This is a genomic window from Levilactobacillus tangyuanensis (assembly GCF_003946545.1).
In the GTDB taxonomy this organism is placed as follows: Bacteria; Bacillota; Bacilli; order Lactobacillales; family Lactobacillaceae; genus Levilactobacillus; species Levilactobacillus tangyuanensis.
In genome coordinates this window covers 251930-276818 of sequence record NZ_RHOA01000002.1, presented here as the reverse complement: position 1 = coordinate 276818, position 24889 = coordinate 251930, and the positions used below count along the sequence as shown (strand labels likewise).

General features: G+C 51.4%; 23 protein-coding genes. 15 read left to right on the top strand and 8 right to left on the bottom strand.

Annotated elements, in window-relative coordinates:
* Window positions 1–13 precede the first annotated feature (13 nt).
* On the bottom strand, window positions 14–805 hold the full coding sequence (locus EKM96_RS02940) for an electron transfer flavoprotein subunit beta/FixA family protein (RefSeq protein WP_125639490.1): 792 nt from the start codon (window positions 803–805) through the stop codon (window positions 14–16).
* 10 nt (window positions 806–815) lie between these two features.
* Entirely contained in the window at window positions 816–1937 is a 1122-nt protein-coding gene (locus tag EKM96_RS02935) for an acyl-CoA dehydrogenase family protein (protein WP_125639487.1), read from the bottom strand.
* Between the two features lie 294 nt (window positions 1938–2231).
* Here EKM96_RS02935 and EKM96_RS02930 point away from each other — a divergent pair, with 294 nt between their 5' ends.
* From EKM96_RS02930 to EKM96_RS02895, 8 genes are all read left to right on the top strand, one after another.
* Window positions 2232–3254, top strand: a complete 1023-nt coding sequence (locus tag EKM96_RS02930; protein WP_125639484.1) for an aldose epimerase family protein — start codon at window positions 2232–2234, stop codon at window positions 3252–3254.
* A 14-nt stretch (window positions 3255–3268) separates the two neighbouring features.
* Window positions 3269–5002 carry a phospho-sugar mutase gene (locus EKM96_RS02925; RefSeq protein ID WP_125639481.1) on the top strand — a complete coding sequence of 578 codons (1734 nt, stop codon included), beginning with the start codon at window positions 3269–3271 and terminating at the stop codon, window positions 5000–5002.
* A 287-nt stretch (window positions 5003–5289) separates the two neighbouring features.
* Window positions 5290–5535, top strand: coding sequence for a hypothetical protein (locus EKM96_RS02920; protein WP_125639478.1), 246 nt, complete (start codon window positions 5290–5292; stop codon window positions 5533–5535).
* 49 nt (window positions 5536–5584) lie between these two features.
* A complete protein-coding gene (locus EKM96_RS02915; protein ID WP_125639475.1) occupies window positions 5585–7009 on the top strand; it encodes a glycoside-pentoside-hexuronide (GPH):cation symporter in 1425 nt (474 codons plus the stop codon).
* A gap of 149 nt (window positions 7010–7158) precedes the next feature.
* On the top strand, window positions 7159–8328 hold the full coding sequence (locus EKM96_RS02910; protein WP_125639471.1) for a galactokinase: 1170 nt from the start codon (window positions 7159–7161) through the stop codon (window positions 8326–8328).
* 168 nt (window positions 8329–8496) lie between these two features.
* The gene (galE, locus tag EKM96_RS02905) at window positions 8497–9504 is read left to right on the top strand and encodes a UDP-glucose 4-epimerase GalE (protein WP_125639468.1); all 1008 of its coding nucleotides are present in this window, start codon (window positions 8497–8499) and stop codon (window positions 9502–9504) included.
* Window positions 9504–10967, top strand: a complete 1464-nt coding sequence (locus tag EKM96_RS02900; RefSeq protein WP_125639465.1) for a UDP-glucose--hexose-1-phosphate uridylyltransferase — start codon at window positions 9504–9506, stop codon at window positions 10965–10967. Before galE ends, EKM96_RS02900 begins: the two co-directional genes overlap by 1 nt.
* 22 nt (window positions 10968–10989) lie before the next feature.
* A complete protein-coding gene (locus EKM96_RS02895) occupies window positions 10990–11991 on the top strand; it encodes a LacI family DNA-binding transcriptional regulator (protein WP_125639462.1) in 1002 nt (333 codons plus the stop codon).
* A gap of 76 nt (window positions 11992–12067) precedes the next feature.
* On the opposite strand, the gene EKM96_RS02890 is transcribed toward EKM96_RS02895, so the two are convergent.
* Window positions 12068–12523, bottom strand: coding sequence for a MarR family winged helix-turn-helix transcriptional regulator (locus EKM96_RS02890; protein WP_125639459.1), 456 nt, complete (start codon window positions 12521–12523; stop codon window positions 12068–12070).
* Window positions 12524–12629: 106 nt separating this feature from the next.
* Here EKM96_RS02890 and EKM96_RS02885 point away from each other — a divergent pair, with 106 nt between their 5' ends.
* Entirely contained in the window at window positions 12630–13142 is a 513-nt protein-coding gene (locus EKM96_RS02885; RefSeq protein WP_125639456.1) for a hypothetical protein, read from the top strand.
* A gap of 379 nt (window positions 13143–13521) precedes the next feature.
* Here the strand turns inward: EKM96_RS02885 and EKM96_RS02880 are convergent, their stop codons facing one another.
* From EKM96_RS02880 to EKM96_RS02870, 3 genes are all read right to left on the bottom strand, one after another.
* Entirely contained in the window at window positions 13522–15480 is a 1959-nt protein-coding gene (locus EKM96_RS02880; RefSeq protein WP_125639454.1) for a M13 family metallopeptidase, read from the bottom strand.
* Window positions 15481–15605: 125 nt separating this feature from the next.
* Window positions 15606–16109: a MarR family transcriptional regulator gene (locus tag EKM96_RS02875; RefSeq protein WP_125639451.1), complete on the bottom strand. Its 504-nt coding sequence runs from the start codon at window positions 16107–16109 to the stop codon at window positions 15606–15608.
* Between the two features lie 226 nt (window positions 16110–16335).
* Window positions 16336–17220: a hypothetical protein gene (locus EKM96_RS02870; protein WP_125639448.1), complete on the bottom strand. Its 885-nt coding sequence runs from the start codon at window positions 17218–17220 to the stop codon at window positions 16336–16338.
* 184 nt (window positions 17221–17404) lie between these two features.
* Here EKM96_RS02870 and EKM96_RS02865 point away from each other — a divergent pair, with 184 nt between their 5' ends.
* From EKM96_RS02865 to EKM96_RS02845, 5 genes are all read left to right on the top strand, one after another.
* Window positions 17405–17830: a universal stress protein gene (locus tag EKM96_RS02865; RefSeq protein ID WP_125639445.1), complete on the top strand. Its 426-nt coding sequence runs from the start codon at window positions 17405–17407 to the stop codon at window positions 17828–17830.
* A gap of 436 nt (window positions 17831–18266) precedes the next feature.
* Window positions 18267–19346, top strand: a complete 1080-nt coding sequence (locus tag EKM96_RS02860; protein WP_125639665.1) for a YibE/F family protein — start codon at window positions 18267–18269, stop codon at window positions 19344–19346.
* A complete protein-coding gene (locus tag EKM96_RS02855; RefSeq protein WP_125639442.1) occupies window positions 19343–20125 on the top strand; it encodes a YibE/F family protein in 783 nt (260 codons plus the stop codon). Before EKM96_RS02860 ends, EKM96_RS02855 begins: the two co-directional genes overlap by 4 nt.
* A gap of 12 nt (window positions 20126–20137) precedes the next feature.
* On the top strand, window positions 20138–21523 hold the full coding sequence (gene pdxR, locus EKM96_RS02850) for a MocR-like pyridoxine biosynthesis transcription factor PdxR (protein ID WP_125639439.1): 1386 nt from the start codon (window positions 20138–20140) through the stop codon (window positions 21521–21523).
* 79 nt (window positions 21524–21602) lie between these two features.
* Window positions 21603–22022: a GNAT family N-acetyltransferase gene (locus EKM96_RS02845; protein WP_125639436.1), complete on the top strand. Its 420-nt coding sequence runs from the start codon at window positions 21603–21605 to the stop codon at window positions 22020–22022.
* A gap of 88 nt (window positions 22023–22110) precedes the next feature.
* On the opposite strand, the gene EKM96_RS02840 is transcribed toward EKM96_RS02845, so the two are convergent.
* Window positions 22111–23118 (bottom strand): peptidoglycan recognition protein family protein, encoded by a 1008-nt coding sequence (locus EKM96_RS02840; protein WP_125639432.1) that lies wholly within the window; start codon window positions 23116–23118, stop codon window positions 22111–22113.
* Window positions 23119–23421: 303 nt separating this feature from the next.
* Window positions 23422–23910: a Fur family transcriptional regulator gene (locus tag EKM96_RS02835; protein WP_125639429.1), complete on the bottom strand. Its 489-nt coding sequence runs from the start codon at window positions 23908–23910 to the stop codon at window positions 23422–23424.
* Window positions 23911–24192: 282 nt separating this feature from the next.
* Between EKM96_RS02835 and EKM96_RS02830 the strand changes: the two genes are divergently transcribed.
* Window positions 24193–24879, top strand: coding sequence for a VIT1/CCC1 transporter family protein (locus tag EKM96_RS02830; RefSeq protein ID WP_125639426.1), 687 nt, complete (start codon window positions 24193–24195; stop codon window positions 24877–24879).
* Window positions 24880–24889 lie beyond the last annotated feature (10 nt).

Genomic DNA, 24889 nt, shown 5'->3' with positions numbered 1-24889 from the left:
ACGTGCTTCCTCCTTAAATTAATTGCCGGCCTTTGAGCGCCGTGATTAGTTGACTGGCGGCCTCGGCAGGCGTGCCAGCGAGCTTGGTGAGCTCCCGCTTAACGGGCTCTGGTGCGTAAACCTTCGTCACGATGGTGGGGGAACCGGCCTGACCTAAACGCGTGTCGTCGAGGTCTAAATCGTCATGGTGCCAGGTGGTCAATGGCTTGGCAAAACTCAATTGGATGTTTCGTGGTGTGGGGTAACGGGGCGTGTTCAGTTCACTACGAACGCTGATCACGGCAGGGAGTTGGGCGACCAGGGTTTGCTTGGTATCTTCCAGCAGCCGTTCGGCAGTGACCTCATTGTCACCACTGAGCCGCAGACTGGCCGCGTAGGTAATCTGTGGTTGTTGCAGGAACTCGGCCACGATTGGCCCCACCTGACCGGTATCGGCGTCGACAGCTTGGCGACCGAAGAGAATCAGGTCGGCATCGCCAATCTTCTTCAGGGCTTGGGCCAACACATAACCGGTAGCCAGGGTGTCGGCACCGGCAAAGGCGCGGTCGGACAGCAGGTAGCCCTCGTCGGCGCCCATGGCCAGACCTTCGCGGAGCGATTCGGCGTAGTCATCGGGACCCATCGTCAATAGGGCCACCTGGACGTCATCGCGACTGTCTTTCAAGTTTAGTGCGAGTTCGATGGCATTCTTGTCAAAGGGATTCATGACGCCCGCCAGACCGCGGCGATCCAGGTTATGGGTCACGGGGTCAATGGTGACGTCGTTGGTTTCGGGGACTTGTTTGATACAAACCACAATTTTCATGGGGAACCTCCTATTTATTAAATTCGGCGGTGGCAATCGCGGACCGCATCTTCTCAACGGTTCCTTCGGCGATTTCCATGGCCCGGGCGTCACGGATTAAGTGTTCAACGGGGTATTCGCGGCTGTAACCATAGCCGGCGAGGATTTGTAAGGTGTCGTCACCGGCAGCTACCGCGACCCGAGACCCATAGGCCTTGGCCATGGCGGCCTCCTCACTGTATGGTTGGCCGTTGGCCTTTAGTTGGGCAGCCTTTTCAAAGAGTAATTTCGTGGTTTCCTTACGCATGGCGATGTCGGCCACCTTGCGATGGGTAACCTGTAAGGCGGTCAGTGGTTGATCGCCGGCCTTGCGTTCCTTAGCGTAATCGGTCGCAATCTTTAGGTCGTGTTCCATGATGCCGGTCAGGACGGCGCCCATTAGAATCCGGGCGTCATCGTGGGCGGAATCACCAATGCGGCCGCCATCGCCGACCTTGCCCAATAGGTGATCGTTATCGACAATGATATGGTCCATCACAATCTCACCGACGGGCGTGCCACGAAGACCGATGAAGTCTTCGCGTTTCCCAAATGAGAAGCCGGGCATGTCTTGGTCAACGACGAAGACGGAGAGTTCATGGGGAGCGGTCTTGACCAAGACACAGTAGACCTGGGCCAGGCCACCGTTCGTGATCATGATTTTATCGCCATTTAGGACCCAGTGATCGCCTTCACGAGTGGCCGTTGATCCAATCCCCATGGGGTTGGAACCACCGCTAGCCTCTGTCATTGAGAAGGCAAAAATGCGGTCGTTGGCAGAAGGCAACAGTTCTTGTTGCAGGGCCGGCGTCCCAAACTTTAGAATTTGGTCGATGGTCTTAAAGTGACCTTCCAGCGTGACGGCCGTGCTGGCATTTCCCCGAGCAATGTGGTTTAGGGCCGCTGCGGTCACCTCGGGACCGAAGCCGGCGCCACCAAATTCTTGGGGCAACATCAGGCCTAAGAATCCCGTGTCGGTTAGTTTTTGAATAAACCCGGCAGGAAAGTCGCCGGCGGCGTCCATGGGCATATCTTCTGGACTGATTTCGCGTTCAGTATAGTCGTCGACCATTTGAAGCAAGAGCTTCTCGGCGGCTGAAGTAGGTGATGGCATTATAATTCCTCCTCATATCAAGTGTCAGTAGTTTGTGTAATGCTGAACGATTCGCAAGTAGTATAGCGAATAATCATTTGATAAGTCCAGAGAAATCACGGGTTTTGCGAATACTCGTTATTCTATTATTATATATTTGTCATTCCTATTAAATGTATCCAGGTAAAAAGGTCTTTGGTTGCGCCGGCAGGGGCCTGCGCTAACTTTTCTACAAAATTTTTACTAAAAATTGGTACAATTCGGTTGAGTATTATACAATGAAACCGGATTCTTAATTTTGGAGGTGCGCAAATTATGGAAATTACTGAAAGCGCTGCCGGAACATTACACCAGCAGGCTGTTAAGAAGTACGTGTTAACCAATCAACAAGGCACGCGGGTGGCTATTCTCACCTGGGGCGCAACCTTGCAAGAGTTTAGTGTTGTTGAAGATGGTAAACGTCATCAATTAGTTGTGCATCAACCAGATTTAGCTGACTACGATCACAACCCCTTCTACCTGTGCCAAACCTTGGGCCGGGTGGCTGGACGGATTGCCGGCGCGCAATTTGACCTGGATGGCAAGACGGTCCACCTGGATGCCAATGAAGATCCCAACGCTAGCCACGGTGGGCCTCACGGCTTTACCTTCGTTAACTGGGATGCGACCACGACTAAGACGGCGGATACGGCCAGTGTCATCTTGACGCACACCGCCACGGAAGCCGATGATAAGTATCCCGGGACCATGGATGCCAAGGTCACCTTCACGCTGTCCGAAGAGAATCACCTGGACATCCAATTCGATGCCAAGAGTGATGCCACGACGCTGTTCAACCCAACGGTTCACAGCTACTTCAACGTCACGGACGACCAATACAGTCTGGACGATCAATGGCTGAAGCTGAGCGGGGACAAACGCCTCGTCTTAGACAAAGCCAAGATTCCAACGGGTGAAATGGTTGATACCGCCGGCACTGGCTACGACTTCAGTCACCCACGGACCATCAAGGATGGGCTGGATCAATTACACAAGACGGGGCAAAACGAATACGATGACGCCTTCGTTGTGGTGCCAAGTAAGGACGAACCAATCGCAGTGGTTGGTGACAAGGCTGGGCATCGAACGGTTTCCGTCTTCTCCGACCGGAACGCCTTAGTGGTCTTCACGGCTAACGCTACCGATCCTAAGCGGGCCGAGAAGCATGATTACAACGCCTTGGCCATGGAAGCCCAAACCTTACCAGATGCGATTCACCACGAGGACTTTGGCGACGTGATTCTGCCTGCCAATCAACCCGTCACGCACTGGATTAGCTATCAATACGAACGGAAATAAGAGGAGAGATTTTAATGAGTTGGCAAGATAATTATCAAGTTTGGCAAGCACAACCAACGATGATTCCTTACATTAAAGATGAATTAGCCGCGATTGCCGGCGACGATGACGCCCTAAAGGCTGCCTTCACGGCTCCCATGAGTTTTGGGACCGCCGGCATGCGGGGCATCATGGGCCCTGGGATTGGGCAAATGAACGTCTACACGGTTCGCCAAGCAACGGAAGGGGTTGCCCGTTACCTGGACACCCTGGACGACGCGACGAAGAAGCGCGGGGTGGCCATTAGCTTTGACTCCCGGTACCACTCTAACGAGTTTGCCCATGAGGCGGCCCATGTCTTAGGCGCCCACGGGATTCCTAGCTTTGTGTTCGATGACTTACGGCCAACCCCCGAATTGTCGTTCGCTGTTCGCCATTTGAACACGGCGATGGGCATCATGATTACCGCCAGTCACAACCCTAAGCAATACAATGGCTACAAGATCTACGGGCCCGATGGTGGGCAAATGCCACCTAAGGCGTCCGACATGATCACGACGTTTGTGCGTTCCGCCAAGGATGTCTTTGGCATTTCGGTGGCCGACGAACAAAAGCTGCGGGCCGATCACCTATTGACCATCATTGGTGAAGACGTTGACCAACCTTATTTAGCCCAGGTTGAATCCGTCACGATTAACCATGATCTGGTGGCCAAGGTGGGTAAGACCATGAAGCTGATCTACACACCACTGCACGGGACAGGTAAGGTGATTGGCGAACGGGCCCTCCGGGGTGCCGGCTTCGAGAACTTTACCATGGTTCCCGAACAAGCCATTGCCGATCCCGAATTTCCAACGGTGCCATTCCCGAACCCTGAGTTCGCTCAGGCCTTTGACATGGCCATCGCGTTAGGGAAGAAGGAGGGCGCTGATCTTCTGGTAGCCACCGATCCCGATGCCGACCGCTTGGGTGCCGCCGTTCGGCAACCGGATGGCGAGTACCAACTGCTGACGGGGAATCAAATCGCCTCAATTCTGTTGGCCTACATCTTGAAGGCTCGCAAGGCCGCTGGTCAATTGCCAGCCGATGGGCGCGTGGTGAAGTCCATCGTCTCCACCGAATTGGCCACCAAGATTGCGGCGGCCTACGGGGTTGAGATGAAGAACGTCTTGACTGGGTTTAAGTTTATTGCCGAACAAATCCACCAATACGAGACAAACCACGATCACACCTTCCTATTTGGCTTCGAAGAGAGCTACGGCTATCTGATCAAGCCATTCGTCCGCGACAAGGATGCCATTCAATCGACGGTGCTCCTGGCCGAAGTGGCGGCGGACTATAAGGAACGGGGGATGACCCTGTACGATGGGATTGAAGAACTCTACGCGACCTACGGCTATTCCGCCGAAAAGACCACGTTTGAGGAATTCCCAGGGGTTGATGGTGCCGATCAAATGGCCCACTTGATGAGTGAGTTCCGTGACAATGCCCCGAGAGACTTTGCCGGAACCGCCATCACCGCCGTGGAAGACTTCTCCACGAGCGTGAAGACGACCGCGGATGGCACCACCAGCAAGATTGACCTGCCACAAGCTAATGTCTTGAAGTACTGGCTCGCCGATGAGACTTGGATCTGCATTCGGCCTTCAGGGACCGAACCTAAGGTTAAGTTCTATATCGGTACCAGTGCCAAGACGGATGCCGCTGCGCAAGCCCAATTAGCCACGTATGAAAAAGCCTTAAAGGCTTACGTCAATTCAGTTGAATAGCTGAGTGAAAAGATTTCACCGGTAAGTGAAAAACGCTTACCGGTGATTTTTTTGTTTTCATTTATAAATATTGTTTACTAAAAAAGTTATGGTCGTAGGACAACCGGTTGCAACATGGTAACTGCTACTTATACCACGATATTTTGTGCTAAAACGCACAAAAATAGCGGTTGCAATTCTGCCGAAGAGTCCTAGAATAACATATGTAAAGCGCTTACATTTTAGTAAAAGCGTGACAAGTTTTACCGGTCCTATAAATAACAATTGGGAAGATGAGGTGTTTTGCAATGGCAAAGAAAAACGAAAAGATTACGTTAGATCCAGAGGCGTTCGCAGCGGCAGTCCTTGGAGGGAACGAGCAACGGCCAGATGAGGCGAATAAGCTTTACATCAAGCGTCAGTTGACCCTTTACCTTGAGGCAACCCTGTTAGCCCAAGATTTTAACGAGATGGAAGAGTCACAATTTGATATGGCGAAGTCCCAACAGCGAGAAGCCGTCTTATCGAAAATCATTGAACACCGTTATCACTAATACATAACGGCATAAGACGGAGTTTCCGTTGAAAGGTGTGGAGGAAAAAATGATTAAGCAGTATCTCTCATATGCTTTAGGGGCGTTCGGTCATGATGCGTTCTACGCGACCCTGAATACTTATTTTGCTATTTTTGTTACCAGTGCCTTATTCGTCGGTAAGGGTGCGGCCGCTGAAGCCGGGATCGTTACCACGATGGTGGTTGTTATTCGTTTAATTGAAATCGCGTTTGACCCAATGATTGGTGGGATGGTTGATAACACCAACACCAAGGTTGGGAAGTTCAAGCCATGGATTCTGGCCGGGGCCATCGTTAGCTCCGTTGGGATTATCCTGATGTTCTCCAGTCTCTTCGGCTTGGCGGACAGCAACACGTCCATTTACTTCCTGGTCTTTGGGATTGTCTTCGTCATCATGGATATCTTCTATTCATTCAAAGACATTGCCTTTTGGTCCATGTTACCTGCCTTGAGTGTTGATTCTAAGACGCGGAACAAGTTCGGGACGATTGGTCGTTTCGGTTCTACGTTAGGTTCTCAAGGGGTTATCATGGTTATTACCCCATTAGTTGTCTTCTTCTCACAAACGTTCTCTGGGTCTCACGGGGATACCCAAACCCGGGCCGGCTGGTTAGGGTTTGCCATCGTCATTGGTTCTGTTTCTCTGTTAGGGGCCTTGGCAACTTACTTTGGGACCAAGGAACAAACGAGCTTGATTCGGGAAAACACCGAACAAACGCGGTTCCGCGATGTGTTCAAGGTTATCGGTGAAAACGATCAACTGATGTGGTTGGCGTTCTCATACCTGTTATTCGCCTTGAGCTACGTGGTTACCAACTCATTGTTAATCTATTACTTCCGTTATGTTATCGGGAACGCCGGTGCCTACACTTTGGTTGGTGCCATTACCGCCGTTCTTGGGATTCTCTCTGTACCACTGTTTCCAGCGATCGTTTCAAAGATTACTCGGAAGGGTGTCTACATTGGCGGGATTGCCATGATGTTAATCGGTTACGTGTTATTCATGCTTTCCGGTACCAACACCGTGATGGTTTACATTGCCGATGCCATCTTCTTCTTCCCATACCCAATGATCTTCTTGGCCGCTTTGATGACGATTACCGACAGTGTTGAATATGGCCAGTACAAGAACGGGACTCGTAACGAATCCGTTACCTTGTCCGTCCGGCCACTGATCGACAAGTTGGCTGGGGCCTTCTCAACTGGGATCGTGGTTTTTGCCGCCGTCCACTCTGGGATGACCGGTAACACCAAGCCTAGTGACATTACGGCCCATGGGATGTTTATCTTCCATTCCTTCATGTTCTATATGCCAATGATCTTATTGGTTGTCGCTGCTTTGATTTACCAATTCAAGATTACCTTGTCCGAAAAGAAGCACGCTGAAATCGTGCGCGAACTTGAAAAGAAGTTGGAAACCGAAAAGGATGAAGAAACAGCCGAAGCTAAATAAACTGGTTTTTCACAAGGCCGCAGGTGATATGAGCCTGCGGCCTTTATTTAAAAGGAAAGAAAGCGCTTTAAAAAGTTGTTGACAAGCACCATTGAAGCGCCTATGATAATGGTAAAAGTTTTACTAAAACTACGAAGGAGTTAATAGCCATGGATTATGCTACCCTTGCATCTGAATATCAAGAACAGTTTAACGTCGCACCAGAACGGGTCTTCTTTGCCCCCGGTCGGATTAACCTGATCGGTGAATATACCGACTTCAATGGTGGCCACGTCTTCCCAGCCGCTATCAGCATGGGAACGTACGCTGCCTACTCAGCTCGGGACGACCGCGAATTCCGCGTTTACTCAGCTAATGTGCCAGATGCCGGGGTCTTAACCTTCTCCTTGGATAACTTGGCCTTTGACAAGGCCGACAACTGGGCTAACTACCTGAAGGGGATGCTGTTCGAACTGGCTAAGCAAGACTTGACCATCGACCATGGGTTTGACCTCTACGTCCATGGGAACTTGCCAGATGCTTCCGGCTTGTCCTCATCCGCTTCAATGGAAATGCTGATGGGTGAAATTCTTCACGCCGGTTACGACATGAAGTTGGACGAAGTTGAAATGGTCAAGGTCGGCCAACAAGTTGAAAATGATTACTTCGGTTTGAACACCGGGATCATGGACCAATTTGCCATTGGCATGGGGAAGAAAGACCAAGCCATCCTGTTGGATACCAACACCATGGACTATGAATACGCACCCCTAGACCTGGGCGACAACGTGGTCGTTATCATGAACACGAAGAAGCGTCGTGAGCTGACCGATTCCAAGTACAACGAACGGCGGGCCCAATGTGAAGAGGCTTTGCGTCGTTTGCAAACGAAGTTGGACATCAAGACCCTTGGGGATCTGAATGAAGACGAATTCGACCAAAACGCTTACCTGATTAACAATGAAACCTTAATCAAGCGGGCCCGTCACGCGGTCTTCGAAAACCAACGGACGTTGAAGGCCTTCGCCGCTCTGCAAAAGGGTGACATGGACAGCTTCGGCCACTTGGTTAACGCTTCGCACGTCTCCTTACATTACGACTTTGCCGTAACCGGTAAGGAACTGGATACGTTGGTTGAAACGGCCTGGGAACAACCTGGCGTCTTGGGCGCCCGGATGACCGGTGCCGGCTTCGGTGGCTGTGCGATTGCTATCGTCAACAAGAACAACGTTAAGGACTTCGAGGCCAAGGTTGGCAAGGTTTACGAAGACACGATTGGCTATCCAGCCGAATTCTACGTGGCCGAAATTGCCGATGGCCCTTCAGAATTAACCAAGTAATTTAACTTTCAAGTCAAGAATGGCTGGCGGGATTGGGTCAACGTTGTGTGAGTAACTCCGCTGCGTGTGACCCGATCGCCGGCCATTTTTGTTTGAGGTGTGGCCTACAAGATTTTAGTTAATTAGCGTAAAATAAAGACGTAAAGACATAAGAGGAGGAATTGAACAATGACAGTTTTAGTATTAGGTGGTGCCGGTTATATCGGTTCTCACGCCGTTGATCGTTTAATCGAAAAGGGTTATGACGTTGCCGTTGTTGACAACTTAGTCACTGGCCATCGGGCAGCCGTTAACAGCAAGGCCCGGTTCTACGAAGGTGACGTTCATGATCAAAAATTCTTGAACGATGTGTTTGATAAGGAAGACATCGAAGGCGTGATGCACTTCGCCGCCTTCTCAATCGTGCCAGAATCGATGGAAAAGCCATTGAAGTACTTCGACAACAACACGGCCGGCATGGTTTCCTTACTGGAAGTCATGAACAAGCATAATGTTAAGCGAATTGTCTTCTCCTCAACGGCCGCCACGTACGGCGAACCTAAGCAAATTCCAATTAAGGAAACCGACCCGCAAATTCCAACGAATCCTTACGGTGAAAGCAAGCTGATGATGGAAAAGATCATGCACTGGTCTGACGAAGCTTACGGCATCAAGTTTATTGCGCTGCGGTACTTCAACGTTGCTGGGGCTAAGGAAGACGGAAGCATTGGTGAAGACCACCATCCAGAAACCCACTTGATTCCAATTATCTTGCAGGTGGCCGCCGGCGAACGCAAGGAATTAGCCATCTTCGGGAGCGACTACCCAACCAAGGATGGGACTAACGTGCGGGACTACGTCCACGTTGTTGACCTGGTCGACGCCCACATTTTAGCCTTGGAATACCTGAAGGCCGGTCATGACAGCGATGCCTTCAACCTCGGCTCTTCAACTGGTTTCTCCAACAAGGAAATGTTGGAAGCCGCTCGTAAGGTCACGGGCAAGGAAATTCCAGCCAAGATGGCACCTCGTCGTGCCGGTGACCCAAGTACCTTGATTGCTGCCAGCGACAAGGCACGTAAGGTCCTGAACTGGAAGCCACAATTTGATAACGTTGAAGACATTATTCGCACGGCCTGGAACTGGAAGCAAACGCATCCACAAGGCTATGCTGACCGGACTGAGGAGACGAAGTAATGACTGAAGACACGATTCAAACCTTTATCGATGCCGTTGTGGCATCGCCAGCACCCTATACGGAGTTGGATCGGCAGTACGTTACCAACCGGATCTTTGCCCTCATTGGCGATGGTCAAGCCGAGGTTGCGACCAGTACCGAACCGATTGATCTGGTTAGCGCCATGATTGAAACGGCGGTTAAGCACGGTAAGATTGAGGATTCTGCGAGTCCCAGAGAAATCTTGGAATCACAATTGATGGATCTGATGACGCCACTACCATCCGCTTTAAATCGCGGTTTCTGGGATCGGTATCAAAAGAATCCCAGCGCTGCCACCGACTGGTTCTATCAATTAAGCCAAAAGAACAATTACATTAAGACACGCAACATTGCCAAAAACGTGGTCTTTCCCGCCAAAACGGCTGCCGGTGAGTTAGAAATCACCATCAACCTGTCCAAGCCAGAGAAGGACCCGAAGGCCATTGCTGCGGCGTTGAAGCAGAAGTCGACCAGCTATCCTTTGGATCAACTTTGCATGACGAACGAAGGGTACTTGGGCCGCTTGGGCTATCCCGCCCGGAGTAATCACCGGATTATCCGGATGATGCTGGGCGGCGAGACCTGGGGCTTCCAGTACTCGCCATACGCCTACTTCTCAGAGCACGCGATCTTCTTGGCCCAGGAACACCGACCAATGCTGATCAACCAACATACCTTCACGAACCTGTTGGAAATTGTTCGTCAATTCCCAACCTACTTCGTTGGGAGTAACGCCGACCTGCCGATTGTGGGGGGCTCAATGCTCACCCATGACCATTATCAAGGTGGGAAGCACGACTTTCCAATGATGAAGGCCCCAGTGGACCGGGCCATCGACCTGGGGATTGCCGGCGTCGACGCCGGTGTCGTGGATTGGCCAATGACGGATATTCGCTTGACCGGGAGTCAACCGGAACCCCTCATTACCGCGGCTACGAAGATTCTAAACAGCTGGATTGACTACTCCGATGAGTCGGACGATGTTCGAGCCTACACGGACGGCACGCGCCATCACACGGTGACGCCGATTGCCTACCGAAAGGGCGACGATTACGCTTTGGATATTGTCCTGCGAGACAACCAAACGTCAACGACCTATCCTGACGGGATCTTCCATCCACACCAGGATGTTCAACATATCAAGAAGGAAAACATTGGTCTGATTGAAGTGATGGGCCTAGCTATTTTACCAGCACGGTTGAAGTCAGAAATGGCCGAGGTCACGAAGTACTTGTTGGATGAACCCAATGAGATGGCGGACATGCACCGGGCCTGGGCCGACCAGATTAAGCAAGATCATCAGTTGACGGCAGAGAACGTCACTGAAGTCTTACACCAAGCAATTGGGGACGTCTTCGCCCGAGTCCTGGCCGACGCCGGGGTCTTCAAGCGTGACGCCGCCGGTCAAGCGGCTCTAGATAAGTTTATTGCCCAGGTTTAGTCGGAAAGGGAGGTGAGGAATCATCGCAGCAACGTTAAAAGATATTGCCCAAACAGTCGGGGTGTCCTTGGCGACGGTTTCTCGCGTTCTCAACTATGACCGGACCTTGTCCGTGAGCGAGTCCACGCGGAAACAAATCTTCGAGGTGGCCGAACGGCTGAATTATTCCAAATTCAAGCGGCGGCCGGTTCCCGTGACCAGGGAATTAAAGATTGCCATCGTGCAATGGTATTCCAAGACCAAGGAACTGGATGACTTGTATTACATGTCGATTCGTTTAGGCCTTGAGAAGCGGTGTGAAGAACGCCACTTCTTGGCCACGCGGACCTTTCACAGCGATCTGAGTTCCATCGATGCCGACGTCGATGCCATTATCGCGATTGGGAAGTTTAGTCCCCAGCAGGTGGCAACGATGGCCCAGCTAACCCCGAACCTGGTCTTCGTCGATCAGGATCAGTTAGCGGAAGGCTATGATAGTGTCGTGACGGATTTCGATATTGCCGTGAAGCAAGTGATCGATGGTTTTTGGGAAGCCGGTCAACGACGGATTGGGTTATTATACGGGACTGAATGGACCACCGATGAGAAGTTGGCGGTGGTCGATCCGCGGTACCTGGCCTTCAAACACGGGATGCAAGACCACGGAGCGTTTGACCCCGCACTGATCTTCCCCGGGGACTACACCAATCAGTCCGGTTACGACGCGATGATGACGGCGATTAAGCAACTTGGTTCGGATTTACCCGAAGCCTTCTTCGTGACCAACGATCCCATGGCGGCTGGGGCCCTTAAGGCCCTGCATGAACAGGGAATTGCCGTTCCCCAGCGGGTGAGTGTCATGAGCTTTAACGACACCACCATCGCCAAGTTCGTCTTTCCAGAGTTAAGCAGCGTCCACGTGGACACCGAACTCTTAGGTAGCGCAGCCGTGGACTTGGTGGCCGACCGGTATAATAACGGGCGGACCACGCCACAACGAATGACGATCGGGACCAAAATTGTGAAGCGGGACAGTACGACTTAATTTAATTGATAACAGATAAAAGGATCGAGACTAAGCCGTCTCGATCCTTTTTTGTGGGGTGTGTTTAGTGACTCGCTTAATCTTTTTCGGTCGTTTGTCGTTTCTGGTCGGCCAACCGGTCAGCCTGGCGCCGCCATTCGGCCAGATGACCATAGGTGGCCAGCACATCGGCCTCAGGCGTCGTTTCGAGGACTTCCTGCCAGATACTCGTCATGATGGCCCGAACGGCCACAGCGGTCTCCTGGCCCGTCTGCGTGAGGGTAATCCAGGTGATCCGGTGATCGGTGGCGTCGGCCTGGCGGGTAATGTAGCCGGCCGTTTCCAGTCGGGTCATTTCGCGACTGACCAGGCCCTTATTGATGGCCAGCTCATTCGAGAGTTGCTTAGCGGTAATGTGGTCGTGCTCACTGATGAAGAGGAGAAAGTTGGCATTCGTGGTACTCAATGCCGGGAAGTCCAGTTCATGACTAATCATGGTTTGAAATCGTCGGTGTAAGATGCCAATGATTTTACTGAGTTGTGTGATTTCCATAGGGACACCGTCCTTTGGGTCTTAGTATAGCATATAGTTGACAATTAAACTAATTGGTGTATACTGGATTTATAGTTGCTTTATCAACTGAATAGGAGATCATAACGTGAATTCAAAGCAAAGATTATTATTTTCGATTACCATGACCACCTTTATGGCCAGTATTATGAGTTGGATCGGCATGGCCAAGAGTACCGGTCTCAATCCGGAATTTTGGCGGACCTATGCCACGAGTATTTTGCCAACGTTGGCTTTCGCCATCATGTGGAACGTGCTAGTGGCCTCAAACGTGGCCAAGCTGATGATTAAGTTGGGCACCCGAAATTTAACGGATGCGGACGAAATCACCACGCGGAGCAGTACGATTCGCAGTTGGACCATGATTTCCGTGATGTGTTTCACCATGAGCACGTTGGCCTTGGTGGTTAACGGGGAGTTATCCGCGATGACGCCGGTCACGTTCATCCTCTCGTTCTTTGGGGACTTCACGATGGCCTTCTTTGTCCGGGGGATGTTTGTGATGCCCCTGGTTAAGCGACTGGTTATCGGTACGCCTAAGGCGATTCAGGTTATTTCTGAAGAGGAAGCCGAAGAAGATGTTGAGGGTGCGGCCGAATAGGTTGACCAGAAAATCCTAAGACACGTGAACTGGCAGAACTAGTGGCCAGCTAAACAAAAGTAAAGGAGTCGCTATCGTCTTGTTTTAGACGATAGCGACTCCTTTTTGGTGCAGTTGAGGCTAACCAGCTAGTTAGCTCGATATCTTAATTTGGTGAATGTCTACCAATCTGAGCCGTAGGCCGCCAGGAGAGGTCAGCGGTGGTGGCGGTGTTAGGTGAGGAACTGTCTCACCTTACAGCGCGGAACGAGCTTGGAGACGAGTGAAATTCTCGGCTTCAAGTCGAGCCGGAAGACGGTGGTTTACCGGCTTCGGGCGGTTCCCATGGCGACCGCTCCTGGTGGCCGAAGGCGGACCAATGAACGAAAATGTTAACAGACTACCAAATTTTAACCCGGTCTGCAGGAGCCAGATACATGGCATCGTCCGGTTGCACGTTAAATGTCGTGTAGAAGTCGTCGAGGTTCTTGACCTGCACGTTGGCCCGCAATTTAGCAGGCGCGTGAACATCGATCGACAACAGGAGTTGCATGTATTCCGTGGTGGCCTTCATCCGCCAGACGTTGGCCCAGTTGATGAAGAAGGCCCGCAGGTCGACGTCATCGGCCGACTTGGCGGCCTCGAGCGCGCAGCTCAGCCCGCCGGCATCGGCAATGTTTTCGGAAACCGTGAGCTTCCCGTTAACCTTTTGGCCGGCGAACTCGATGCCATCGAATTCGTTAATCATGGCCTTGGACAGGCCTTGGAAGTATTCCAGGTCGGCATCCGTCCACCAATTGTTTAGATTCCCGAATTCGTCGAATTGTGACCCGTTGTTGTCAAAGGCGTGAGAGATTTCGTGGGCGATGACGGCTCCAATCCCGCCATAGTTGGCGCTACTGGATTGGTCCAGGCTGTAGAACGGTGCCTGTAAGATGGCAGCCGGGAAGACAATCTCGTTGTTGGATGGGGAGTAGTAGGCGTTAACCGTGTTGGCACTCATGTCCCAGCGCTCGCGATCGACGGGCTTGCCCCAGTGGCCGTAATAGTTTTGAATGGCGACTTCGCTGATGGCCTGCAGGTTATCGAACAATGACTTGTCGGGATCGACCCGGTACTTGCGGTAGAGTGGGTCGATGGCGTCCGGGTAACCAACCTTAATCGTCAGCTTTTGCAGCTTAACGATGGCCTTCTCGCTGGTGGCGGTGCTGAGCCAATCGTTGGCCTTCAGGCGTTGTTGGTAAACGTGCGTCATCTTTAGGACCATCTTGCGAACGTCGGCCTTGGCGGCTTCGCCGAAGTATTTCCGGCCGTAGTAGTCACCAACGACTTGGGAGAAGGTTCCGGTAGCCAGGTAGAAGGCCGCCTTTTCCTTGGAACGTGCCTGCTTTTGGCCGGATAGCGCCCGACGGTAGGTCCCACCAACTTGGCGGAAGTCTTCCGTCAAGGCGCCGGTCCCATCAAAGACCGTCTTCACGAGCATCCAGTGCTTGATCAGGTCAAAGTTAGCAGGCGTGATCAGGTCATTGGTGGCATCAAAGAAGATTGGTTGTGGCAGGATAGATTGCTCGGGCACGTCGCCTAACAGGGCCTTAATGGTTCCCGTTAAGTCCAAATGTGTCACCTGTTTGGCCACAGCACTGGTTTCCCGGGGGTTATAAACCTTGACATAGTCTGCGGCTTCCTCGGAAGACTTGACGTGAGGGGCAATCTTGGCATCAAAGGCCTTGGCGTCCGCCACAATCTTTTGGGCGTCATCACTGGTGTAACCGACCATCCCTAACAGTTTCTCTGCCGTGGTGGTAAAGATTGGCATGAGTTGTGCCGCCGCCTGATTGTCCTTTTCGTAGTAGGTCTTGTCGGGCAAGAAGAGGTTAGGAGCATCTAGGTACAACGCATAGTTGCTGGTATCCTTCATGTCGGGTTCCACGCCAAACTCAATTGGCGTTGGGAGACCGACCTTGATGAAGTCAACCAAGTGACGGTTCAGGTCATCGAGATCGGTTAAGGCCGTGATGCGGTCAAGGTAGGGCTTCAGGGGCGCCGTTCCGGTGGCTTCCCGTTGCTTGAAGTCGCTGGCTTGGGCGTAGAGTCGTTTGAAGGCGGCCATTTCATCGTTAGCGGGCGTCATTTTGCCGGCTAGCAGGTCGCTAAAGTCAGTCATCAGAGTCTTTTCGATGTTATCAACCAAGTCCATGAAACCACCGGTTGACGCATGGTCACCGGGAATGGTGGCCTGGTCCGCCCAGGCACCGTTCACGGCGTCATACAAGTCTTGAGTCAGTTGCTGGTCGTTTACCGGGAAGTCCTTGGTGGCCCCTCCGGCTGCTGTATCAGACGTAAAATGATTAAGTCGCATACGAAATCCTCCTAAAATTTGTGTGATTACTAAAAGACTAACCCATTTGTGAAGAAAAAGGAATTTTTTTGACGGCGTTCAACCTAAAAAAGAGTTGAGATGAACTCAGCTCTTTTTAGCGATTATTAATCGTCGCCAAAGGCCCGTTTCTTGGCACTGATGACAGGCCGATGAAACTTAGGCCGGGTCCGATCCCAGGTGGCAATGTTGGCTTGGTATTGGGTAAAGAAGGCATTGATATTTTCGGAGGTCAGGCTGGTAGGGATTTCTTCCCAGGCTTGGGCACTTTGCAAGAAGGCTTGGCGGATATCTCTTTCCACGTTGGTCCCCTTCGTGGTCAACCGGAGATACTTAACCCGGCGGTCATCCAACTTGGCTTCTTGTTCCACAAAGCCATCGAGCAGGAGTGCCCGAAGCTTACGAGCGGCGGCTGAACGGGTGGTTCGAGTGGAATCGGCCAATTCGCTCAGCGTGATGTTACGTTGCTCATGAATTTGTTTTAAAAGTAAATATTGTTCAAAACTGACTGAGTACTGACTGGTAATCTGTTCTGCGGCGTTGATCAGGACGCGAAAAATCTCCCGATATTGCCGCAAGAACGCTTCAAACACGCGATCTTCATTCTGCATATTAACTCCCCCTGGAAATGCATATTCTGTTGAGCCTCACGAAGTTGGCCGGGTTAATGGCGGCGGGTCTTCATGACCTCAGCATACCGTTATTATGCGGCCTGACCAGTGGGGATAAAAATGATTGTGCTCGCGCACATTGGGTTAAGATAAGTCAGCTTGTTTTCTAAACGGCGAAGGAGGCCGTAAAAAAAGCCGACAATTTCATGTCGGCTTGGGTAAACAGTTATTTGGTCATGTAAATGTAGAGGTGGTCGGTTGAGAACCCAACGTTGAAGCGAACGCCATTGGAATGAATGGTCTTCGTCGTGGTGGAGGAACTATTCTTCTTGGCATCCTTCATGACCTTTTCGAACTGCTTCATCACACTCTTGGGCTTTGTCCCCAGGGCATTGCCGAGCAAAGCGAAGGTCGTGATGAATTTCTTCTGGCCGGTCTTTGTCTTCATTTCCTTGGTGGGGACTAAGAGGGCTAAGCCCATTAAATGATCAGCCTGAACGTTCCCACGAACCGTGGTGTACTTGGTAGTTGCGAGGTTATGCAGACCGGTAGTGGTGGTCGTCGGCAGCAGGTCGTCCTTGGCCTGCTTCTTAGCCGTTGCCAGGCTCTGTTGCAACTTCTGGCCAGCGGCCTTCTGTTGTTGAACCGCGGCTGCAGCGGCCGCTGGGTCGGTCTGAGCTAGGGCTGCCAATTTCTTCTTGGTGGCCGCTTGGTTGGTCTGGGCATTCTGCAGGTCTTTCTGCGTTTTAGCCGGCAGGTAGCTGGCGGTGGCCATTTGGTTGTAACTGGCGGCGATTTTCTTGTAGTTACCTAAGGCGGCAACCTTCTTCACCGTGACCGTCTTGTGCGCGGAACCCGCGGTAATCTTGACCGTTTGGTTCTTGGTGGCGGCTGGGACTTGGAAGAAGTAGGTGCCACCTTTCAGATTGGCCGTTTGGCTGGTCCCATTATCGATCCGATAGGTGACGTGTTTGGCCGAGGCTTGCCCCTTGATAACGGCGGTCAACGCCGTCGGCTGGTAACTTTGGTGATTCGTGGTTAATTGATTACTCGAACAGCCAGCCAGGGTAAGCGTCAGCAGGCCGCCGAAAATAAGTAGAAGCTTTTTCATATTAGATCCATCCCTTGGTCAGTAATTTACTTGATTCATCTTACCACAAACTACCCTCTAACCGGGTAATGAGACTCGGCCATTTAATTCACTGATTTAGTGGCGGGAATCCTTGCTAGTCCGGAGAAAATTGGTATGATGAAACTAGGTAAGTGGATGAACTGAACTGAAGGGAAGGGATTGCATGTATGAACGAATTTTAGTCCCCACTGATGGCAGTAAGAATGCTCACGCCGCCGTCACGGAAGCCATTGCCTTGGCGAAGATTTTAGGATCAGAGCTTTTCATCGTGGCCGTGGCAACGGATCAGAGCTATAACCATTATGGCGCCAAATTTGGCGGTGAAATCATGGACCATTTCAGAGAGGAAGCCGCGGGTTATCTCAAGCAGGCTGCCGATGAGGCCGCCGCAGCCGGCGTGAAGGCTAGCACGAGCTTCAAGGTGGGCTTACCTAAGCCAACGATTGCTCAGGTCTTGCCCGAAGACTTTGACACCAGCCTGACGGTCATCGGGCGTTCGGGATCGCATGGGATTGGCCGGGCCATCATGGGCGCAACCACAACCTATGTGGTGCAACACTCCGATACCAGCGTGTTGGTGGTTGATTAACGACAAGCAAAAAAAGAAGCATTGACCCGGAGGTCAATGCTTCTTTTTGGTATAGGCGTCAGACTACTTCTTGTTCTTTAACCAACGTTGTAAGTCTGAAATTTCGTCGCGGCGCTTCCGGTCCTTTTTACGGTTAACCTTCCGACGGCCTTGAACGCCATTTGGATGTGCTTTTTTCATTAGTAAACCCTCACTTAATTAAAATAACAATCGACTGTTATTCTACTGTTTTTCTATAGAAAATGCAAGGGGGTACCGGCTTTTCGTCATGCCCGAAGGAATGACAGTCCGTGGTGAGCATGGTTTCCCTGTGATTTGCTTAAAATTTTTTAGGAAGAAAAAATCCGGGTTTGAGAGTGGTATATTGGAAATATGAGCAATATAGAAGGGGACGAAGCATGTGCAATTCTTAAAAACGAGGTCCGGTCGCATCTGGATGTGGGCACTAACCCTCGTGTTGGGTGGCCTACTTGTGTGGGGGACTCAGCACGACGCGGCGTTGTATCATGATCCAATCATGCGGGTCACGAACGTGCAGACCGGCAAGCGAACCACGATGACAGATGATTTCCAGAATAAGGATACCCAGACGACCCAAACATTAACGGGGCACATCTTGAACGGCCCACATCGAGGTCGCAAGCTCACGATTAGCAATAGTTATTCGCAGTCGCGAGCGATGGATCAACGGTATCGCCGGGGCAGCCAGCTGTTTGTGGTCATTCATTCCCATAGTCGTCAGCAGTTGACGGCCACCGCCAAGGACCTGAAGCGTGACACGACCTTGGTCTTCATGATCTGGCTGGTCGTCGGGTTGTTGCTATTAATTCTGCAATTCAGCGGCTTCATGGCCTTCCTCAGTGTCGCTGCGAACGGGGTGTTGTTTTATGTGGCCATCCTGATTAACGGATCGACGCAAGGGGCCCAGGTCTTGTGGATCTTCGGCAGCCTGGCGGTAGTCTTCGCGGCACTGACCCTCTGGCTGGTGATCGGAGCGAACCGCCAGATGCTGATTACCTTTGCCACCACCATTGGTGGGACGACCCTGGCGTTAGTCATGGGGTTGTTGGTGTTTCATTTCACCCATGAACGTGGGGTGACCTATGAATCGATGCAGTATGTGACCCAATTGCCACGGCCGTTGTTTCTAGCCGAGACGCTGTTAGGCTCGTTGGGGGCGGTCATGGATGAGTCGACCGATATTATTTCGTCGCTCTTTGCCTTGAAGCGGGAACGACCAGAATTAACGGCTGGTCAAGTCTTCAAGTCCGGGCGCCAGATTGGGAGTACCATCATGGGACCACTGATCAACGTGCTGTTCTTTATTTTCGTGGCCGACACCTTTCCAATGGCGATGCTGTTTCTGAAGAATGGCAACAGTTGGGGGTACACCTTCACCATGAATATGTCGCTGGGGGTCGTGCAAAGCCTGATCAGTGGGATTGGCATTGTTTTAGCGGTGCCGTTAGCGAGTTATTTGGCTAGTCGGTTTATGGGGAAGCAGGTGATTAAATGAGTGCGATTACGGTTTTAGGCCTCATTTTATTAATTTTAATGATTCTAGTGGGTGGCAAGGCCGGGGCCCAGTCTTTTTTGGCGTTGTTACTAAACTTTGGGCTGTTGTTCTTGGCCATCGTTCTCGTGGCCTTTCACTTTTCACCCCTAATTGTCACGCTGGTGGTGGGGATGCTCGTCTTGGCCCTAACCATCTTCATGAGCAGTGGGGATGACCTGTCCAGTATGGTCGCCTTCATTGCCTCCGCGGTGGTTCTGGTGGCCCTGGTTTGCCTGATTGTTCCCGTAGAGCAATGGGGCCTGGTTCAGGGCTTTGGCCCCGAGGACAGTGAGGACCTAGAAGGCTTGTCCGTGCTAGTGGGGATTAACTTTGTCCAGGTTACCACCGCCACAGCCATTCTGAGCACCCTAGGAGCGATTGCGGAGGCGGCCATGGCCATTGCAGCCGGATTAAGCGAGATTCTCCAGCAGCACCCGCAAGTGCCTGTCAGCGACCTGTATCGTGAGGGTATTCTAGTTGGTAAGCAAATTATCGGGACAACGTTTAATACCCTGTTCTTTGGCTTCTTTGGGGGATTCCTCGCGCTATTCATTTGGTTTACAGGCGTGCATTACTCATTCGGTGAAATATTTAATGATAAAATTTTTGTTTCTGAAATTCTGATGATTCTATTTGCCATGGTGAGTGTGATTCTGACTGTGCCCATTACCACATGGGTGATGACGCGGGCCGTGAGTCGGCAACGACGGCACCCGGCGAAATCAACGGATGACCGGTAAGGAGGCCAAACGATGTATTATCTAAAAACGGCTGAAGCAACGCCACTTTACGAACAATTGACGACGCAGATGAAGGCGGCAATTCATCGTGGTGAATTAGTGGGGCAACTCCCATCGATTCGGGCACTGGCGGATGAGCTCAAGGTGTCCAAGGGGACGATTGAAAATGCCTACGAATTGCTGGTGGCTGAGGACCTGGTCGAGAATCGACCGCAACAGGGATTCTTCGTTAAGACCGCGGTGACGCTACAGAATGTGAGTGAACATGACCGTGACCTGGCGCAACCAGACTTCGACTTTTCCCTGCAATACGCGTCTTCAATGCTCGAAACCCATGCAAAGAGCGCCTGGAAGCGGTCATTGAATACGGCCATTCAGTCGCAGTTTGATCGCGTGGCCAAGACGGCCATTCGGCGGCAGGGGTCCATCGAGCTACGCGAGGAAATTGTTAAACTTTTGGCGCGGCAACGCGGGATTCATTGCGAACCCGATCAGGTGGTTGTCACCACGGGGAGCACGGAATCTTTGACCGTGGTCAACCAGATTGTGGGAGGGTGGCTTCAGCATCCTGTCACCCTGGGAATTGAAGACCCCGGCTATCGCAACGCCTATGAAACCCTGAAACGGCAAGGCGTTCAATTGATTCCGATTCCGGTTACCGCCACGGCGGGAATTGAGAGTGACCGGGTGGCCGCGGCTCCGCTCGACCTGGTCTACGTGACCCCGTCACATCAATTTCCGTTGGGGGCGCCGCTCGCGATCGATCGACGGCACCAGCTGTTGCGGGTCATGGCGGCCAAGCAGGGTCTGGTAGTCGAGGACGATTATGACAGTGAGTTTTCGGTATTAAGTAAGCCGGTCCCCGCGTTAAAGGCCTTGGCGCCCGATCAGGTCATCTACCTGAGTGGCTTTTCCAAGACCATCTCATCCGATTTGCGGCTGAGCTTTATCGTCTTGCCACCAAAGCTATTGCCGACCTATCGGCGATTGTTCGAGTACGAGAGTAGTTCAGTCTCGTATATCGCCCAGGCGGCAACCACGGACTTCATTCGCTCGGGTGCCTACAGCCGTCATATCCGCCGGTCGCTACAAATGAATCGACAGAAGTACGCGCTGCTGAAGGAACGGTTAACACCATTCATTGACCAGGGGTTACTGGCGGCCCGGTTTGGCGAGGCCGGTATCCATATCGTCTTTCACCTGTGCAACGAGGCTAATATTGCGCCATTTGAACGAGCCTTAGCCCGACAGCACCTTTACCTGCGGGCCATGGACCGGTGCTGGTTCACCCAGGTTAAACCGGGGTATTACATCATTGGTTTCGCCCATTTCTCTAAGGCCGAATTCAATCAAGGCCTGTCGAAGTTGGTAGCCATTCTCAACACGTTGTCCGCCTAAAATCGACCAGAACTGTCACTTTTCGTCATCCGCTGATTGCCTATACTTAAGGTAATCTAACGGATAGGAAGGCGACATCATGATTGAATACAAAGTGGATAAGATGTTGGACGTAGCAACTTTTAAGGACTTGATTCTCAGAGCAAAGATTCACCGGCAGACTAACGACGACGCTAAGCTACAGCGCATGTTAGATAATGCCAATTACCTCTTTACCGCCTGGGATGGCGATCAGGTTGTGGGCTATACCCGCGGCTTAACCGACTATGCGGACGCCGTGTATGTGGCCGACTTGGCGGTTGATGAACACTATCGTTACCAAGGCATCGGCCGGCACTTGCTGGAACTCGTGGACCAGGAGGTTGGGCATGAGCTGCACTCGGTGCTCTTCGCCTCGGAACTCGCCAAGGATTTCTATGGTAAGATTGGCTACACCAAGGACCCGCGGGGGTACGTTAAGAACCCTGCCCATCTCGATCCGGATGATTGGACCGTTTAAAACATTGAGAACCCAAAAAGGCCGCCTGAGTAATTCTCAGGCGACCTTATTTATATCTAATCATTTAGTCGATTTGGGGTGGTGAAGCTTAGTTGCTGGCGCTGGAAGAAGTTGCCGCCTCGTTAGCGTTGGTGGTAACGTCGGTTAAGTTATCGGCGTATACCCAGTAACGGGTCTTGCTAGTGGTGTCGGTAGCGGGCTTAATCCGGTACCAGGTCGTCCCATTGCTCTTCTTACCAACCATGTCGATGCTGTAAGTCTTACCAACCTTAGGGGAAATCTTAGACCAACTTTGACGCTTGGCGTTCTTGTTGACACCCTTGAGGTGGTTGTACAGGTAGTACTTCGTGTACTTGCTGCTCAACTTACCCTGTTGGTTAACGGACGTGTAGGTTGCGGTCATTAACTTGGTGTGCTTCGTGTTCATCTCGTTGTAGTACTTCTTAACCATTTGGTAGAAGGCGGCCATGTTGTATGACTGACCGAAGTACTTCTTACCGGCTGAAGAGTAGTAACCAACGGGGTCGGTATGCGTGGACCCACCGAGCTTCGAAGCAACGGCCTTATGGGACCAAACCGTGCCCTTGTAATCGTAGGCGGCATCGTTTGGTTTCAGATTGTACTTGTTTAACAAGTATGCCGTGTACCATGAAGCGTTAGCGACTTCGTGGGCAAAGGCGGACTTACTGTGAACTTCGACCTGTTCGAATTGAACGAAACGAGCGTTCCCAGGGTAACCAACACCCCAAGCCAGGTAGTCCGTGTTCGCGATGTTGATAATCCGAGAACCATCGACGAAGCTGTGCACGAAGGCGTTGTTATAATTCTTCTTCATGTAGGCAATTTCGTTGTAAATGGTTGAGGAAGGGTTGGCCGTTTCGTGAACGACAACGCCTTCTGGCTTAGCCTTACCATGACGGTACTTGTTCTTAGGAAAACCACTCCAAATGGACTTGGTTACCTTAGCAGGCTTGATATTCTTGTTACTGATATAGTCATTGACCTTTGAACTACTTGCTGATGCCGTAGTCGTCGTCATTCCGATAAAACCAGCGGCCCCAAGTGTGGCCAGTGCGGTTAAAACAATTTTGTGCATCTTCACCCTGATCATCCCTCAAATCTTTCTTGTCTTTTGACAACCGTCGATAGACGATTGCACATTCGATGTTATCCGTGATCAACTATAAACATTATTGTGGCTGTCGACAACCGGCCTGACGGCATTCCGATGTAATATTACACCGGTTATAACGAGCCTGTTGGGCTTTGTTAGGCGTGTTTGCAAATAGATTAAAACTTCACGACACCTGTAATATCCTTGTAATATGCTGGTGGCAGCCGTTTTTGGCCACGATGCCGAAGAAAAAGCGTCTGGCCGGGGCCACACGCTAGGGTTGAATTATTCCGGTTGCGACCAGGTCTGTCGTTCCGGGTCGATGTGTAACTTCTGTTGGCATTCCGGGCAGAGGCCGTAAACCTCAACGTGGTTACTGGTGATGAGATAGCCGGTCTGCTCGCTGGCCTGGTCGTTTAAGGATTTTTCAATTTCCGCAAAGTTTGGCGCGAAGACGTCGGTGATCTTACCACAGTTTTCACAGATAACGTGGTAGTGGGGGCGGCCATAGAAGTCGTAGCGCAGACCGCCGTTGTCATTGGGCAGCTCGATGACGATGCCCAGGTCTACCAGGAGATTCAGGGTATTGTAAACCGTGGCCATACTGAGATTGGGGAGTTCATCCGCTAATGAGGTGAAGATCGTCTCGACGGCTGGGTGGTTATGATGGGTGACCAGATAAGTCAAGATGACCTTCCGTTGGGGGGTCACCCGCACGTGATGTGACTTTAACGTTTGCAAGGCCTGATTTAACAATTGTTTCTGACTAGCCAAGGTTATCCCTCCTTATTTATAATCGATCTAGTTTGTATCTATTAAACCACTTTTTCAGAATACTTCCAGTTTTATGATTGATCACTGGTATAAATTAGCGATAACAAGGAATTGATGATGAGCTATTTACATTTAAAGCTAAAGTGAGTACAATGATTTTGTTAAACAATTAAGAATGATTCTAAACTAAGCAGCAAAGTTAGATTAGCCAAACTTTTATCTCTATATGTGTTAACATAGATGAGAGGCTTAATAGTGTCATGATTTCGGGGGCGAAAGAGTATGAAGAAGAATAAGAAGAAGTCGACATTAGCGCAACGCATCAATGTGTTGCGGGCAAGTGTCATGGGTGCCAACGATGGGATCCTTTCGGTTGCCGGGATTGTCGTCGGCGTGGCCGGAGCGGCCACCAGTAGTTTTGCGATCTTTATTTCCGGGATTGCGGGAATGATTGCCGGGACCGTCTCGATGGCGATGGGGGAATACGTCTCGGTGAACACCCAAAAAGATGCGCAACGCAAGGCGATCGAGACCCAGACGGTGGCATTAGACAATGATTATGACGGCGAATATCGTTTCATTCGCGATAAGTACGTGGCCACGGGGATTAACCCCGAGTTGGCCGATCAAGCGACTAAGGAAATGATGGAAAAGGATCCCTTGAAGGCCACGGTTAGAGAACGTTTTGGGTTTAACGTTGGGGAATATACCAATCCATTCTCGGCGGCAATTGCCTCAATGATTTCATTTCCAACCGGGTCCATCCTTCCGTTAGTGTCGATCAGTCTCTTACCTCGTCAATGGCGGGTGATTGGAACCTTTCTGGCGGTAGTGGTGGCCCTGTCGATTACGGGTTATATCGCGGCAATTTTAGGGAATGCCAATCGGCGCAACGGGACCGTTCGTAACGTTGTGGCCGGGATCTTGACGATGCTGGTGACTTACGGCATTGGGCATCTATTCGCTTAGGGGGCGGCCA

Coding starts and splice junctions, on each gene's coding strand:
- EKM96_RS02940 (WP_125639490.1), bottom strand. CDS start 805: ATGAAAATTGTGGTTTGTATCAAACAAGTCCCCGAAACCAACGACGTC.
- EKM96_RS02935 (WP_125639487.1), bottom strand. CDS start 1,937: ATGCCATCACCTACTTCAGCCGCCGAGAAGCTCTTGCTTCAAATGGTC.
- EKM96_RS02930 (WP_125639484.1), top strand. CDS start 2,232: ATGGAAATTACTGAAAGCGCTGCCGGAACATTACACCAGCAGGCTGTT.
- EKM96_RS02925 (WP_125639481.1), top strand. CDS start 3,269: ATGAGTTGGCAAGATAATTATCAAGTTTGGCAAGCACAACCAACGATG.
- EKM96_RS02920 (WP_125639478.1), top strand. CDS start 5,290: ATGGCAAAGAAAAACGAAAAGATTACGTTAGATCCAGAGGCGTTCGCA.
- EKM96_RS02915 (WP_125639475.1), top strand. CDS start 5,585: ATGATTAAGCAGTATCTCTCATATGCTTTAGGGGCGTTCGGTCATGAT.
- EKM96_RS02910 (WP_125639471.1), top strand. CDS start 7,159: ATGGATTATGCTACCCTTGCATCTGAATATCAAGAACAGTTTAACGTC.
- galE (WP_125639468.1), top strand. CDS start 8,497: ATGACAGTTTTAGTATTAGGTGGTGCCGGTTATATCGGTTCTCACGCC.
- EKM96_RS02900 (WP_125639465.1), top strand. CDS start 9,504: ATGACTGAAGACACGATTCAAACCTTTATCGATGCCGTTGTGGCATCG.
- EKM96_RS02890 (WP_125639459.1), bottom strand. CDS start 12,523: ATGGAAATCACACAACTCAGTAAAATCATTGGCATCTTACACCGACGA.
- EKM96_RS02880 (WP_125639454.1), bottom strand. CDS start 15,480: ATGCGACTTAATCATTTTACGTCTGATACAGCAGCCGGAGGGGCCACC.
- EKM96_RS02875 (WP_125639451.1), bottom strand. CDS start 16,109: ATGCAGAATGAAGATCGCGTGTTTGAAGCGTTCTTGCGGCAATATCGG.
- EKM96_RS02870 (WP_125639448.1), bottom strand. CDS start 17,220: ATGAAAAAGCTTCTACTTATTTTCGGCGGCCTGCTGACGCTTACCCTG.
- EKM96_RS02865 (WP_125639445.1), top strand. CDS start 17,405: ATGTATGAACGAATTTTAGTCCCCACTGATGGCAGTAAGAATGCTCAC.
- EKM96_RS02860 (WP_125639665.1), top strand. CDS start 18,267: ATGTGGGCACTAACCCTCGTGTTGGGTGGCCTACTTGTGTGGGGGACT.
- EKM96_RS02855 (WP_125639442.1), top strand. CDS start 19,343: ATGAGTGCGATTACGGTTTTAGGCCTCATTTTATTAATTTTAATGATT.
- pdxR (WP_125639439.1), top strand. CDS start 20,138: ATGTATTATCTAAAAACGGCTGAAGCAACGCCACTTTACGAACAATTG.
- EKM96_RS02845 (WP_125639436.1), top strand. CDS start 21,603: ATGATTGAATACAAAGTGGATAAGATGTTGGACGTAGCAACTTTTAAG.
- EKM96_RS02840 (WP_125639432.1), bottom strand. CDS start 23,118: ATGCACAAAATTGTTTTAACCGCACTGGCCACACTTGGGGCCGCTGGT.
- EKM96_RS02830 (WP_125639426.1), top strand. CDS start 24,193: ATGAAGAAGAATAAGAAGAAGTCGACATTAGCGCAACGCATCAATGTG.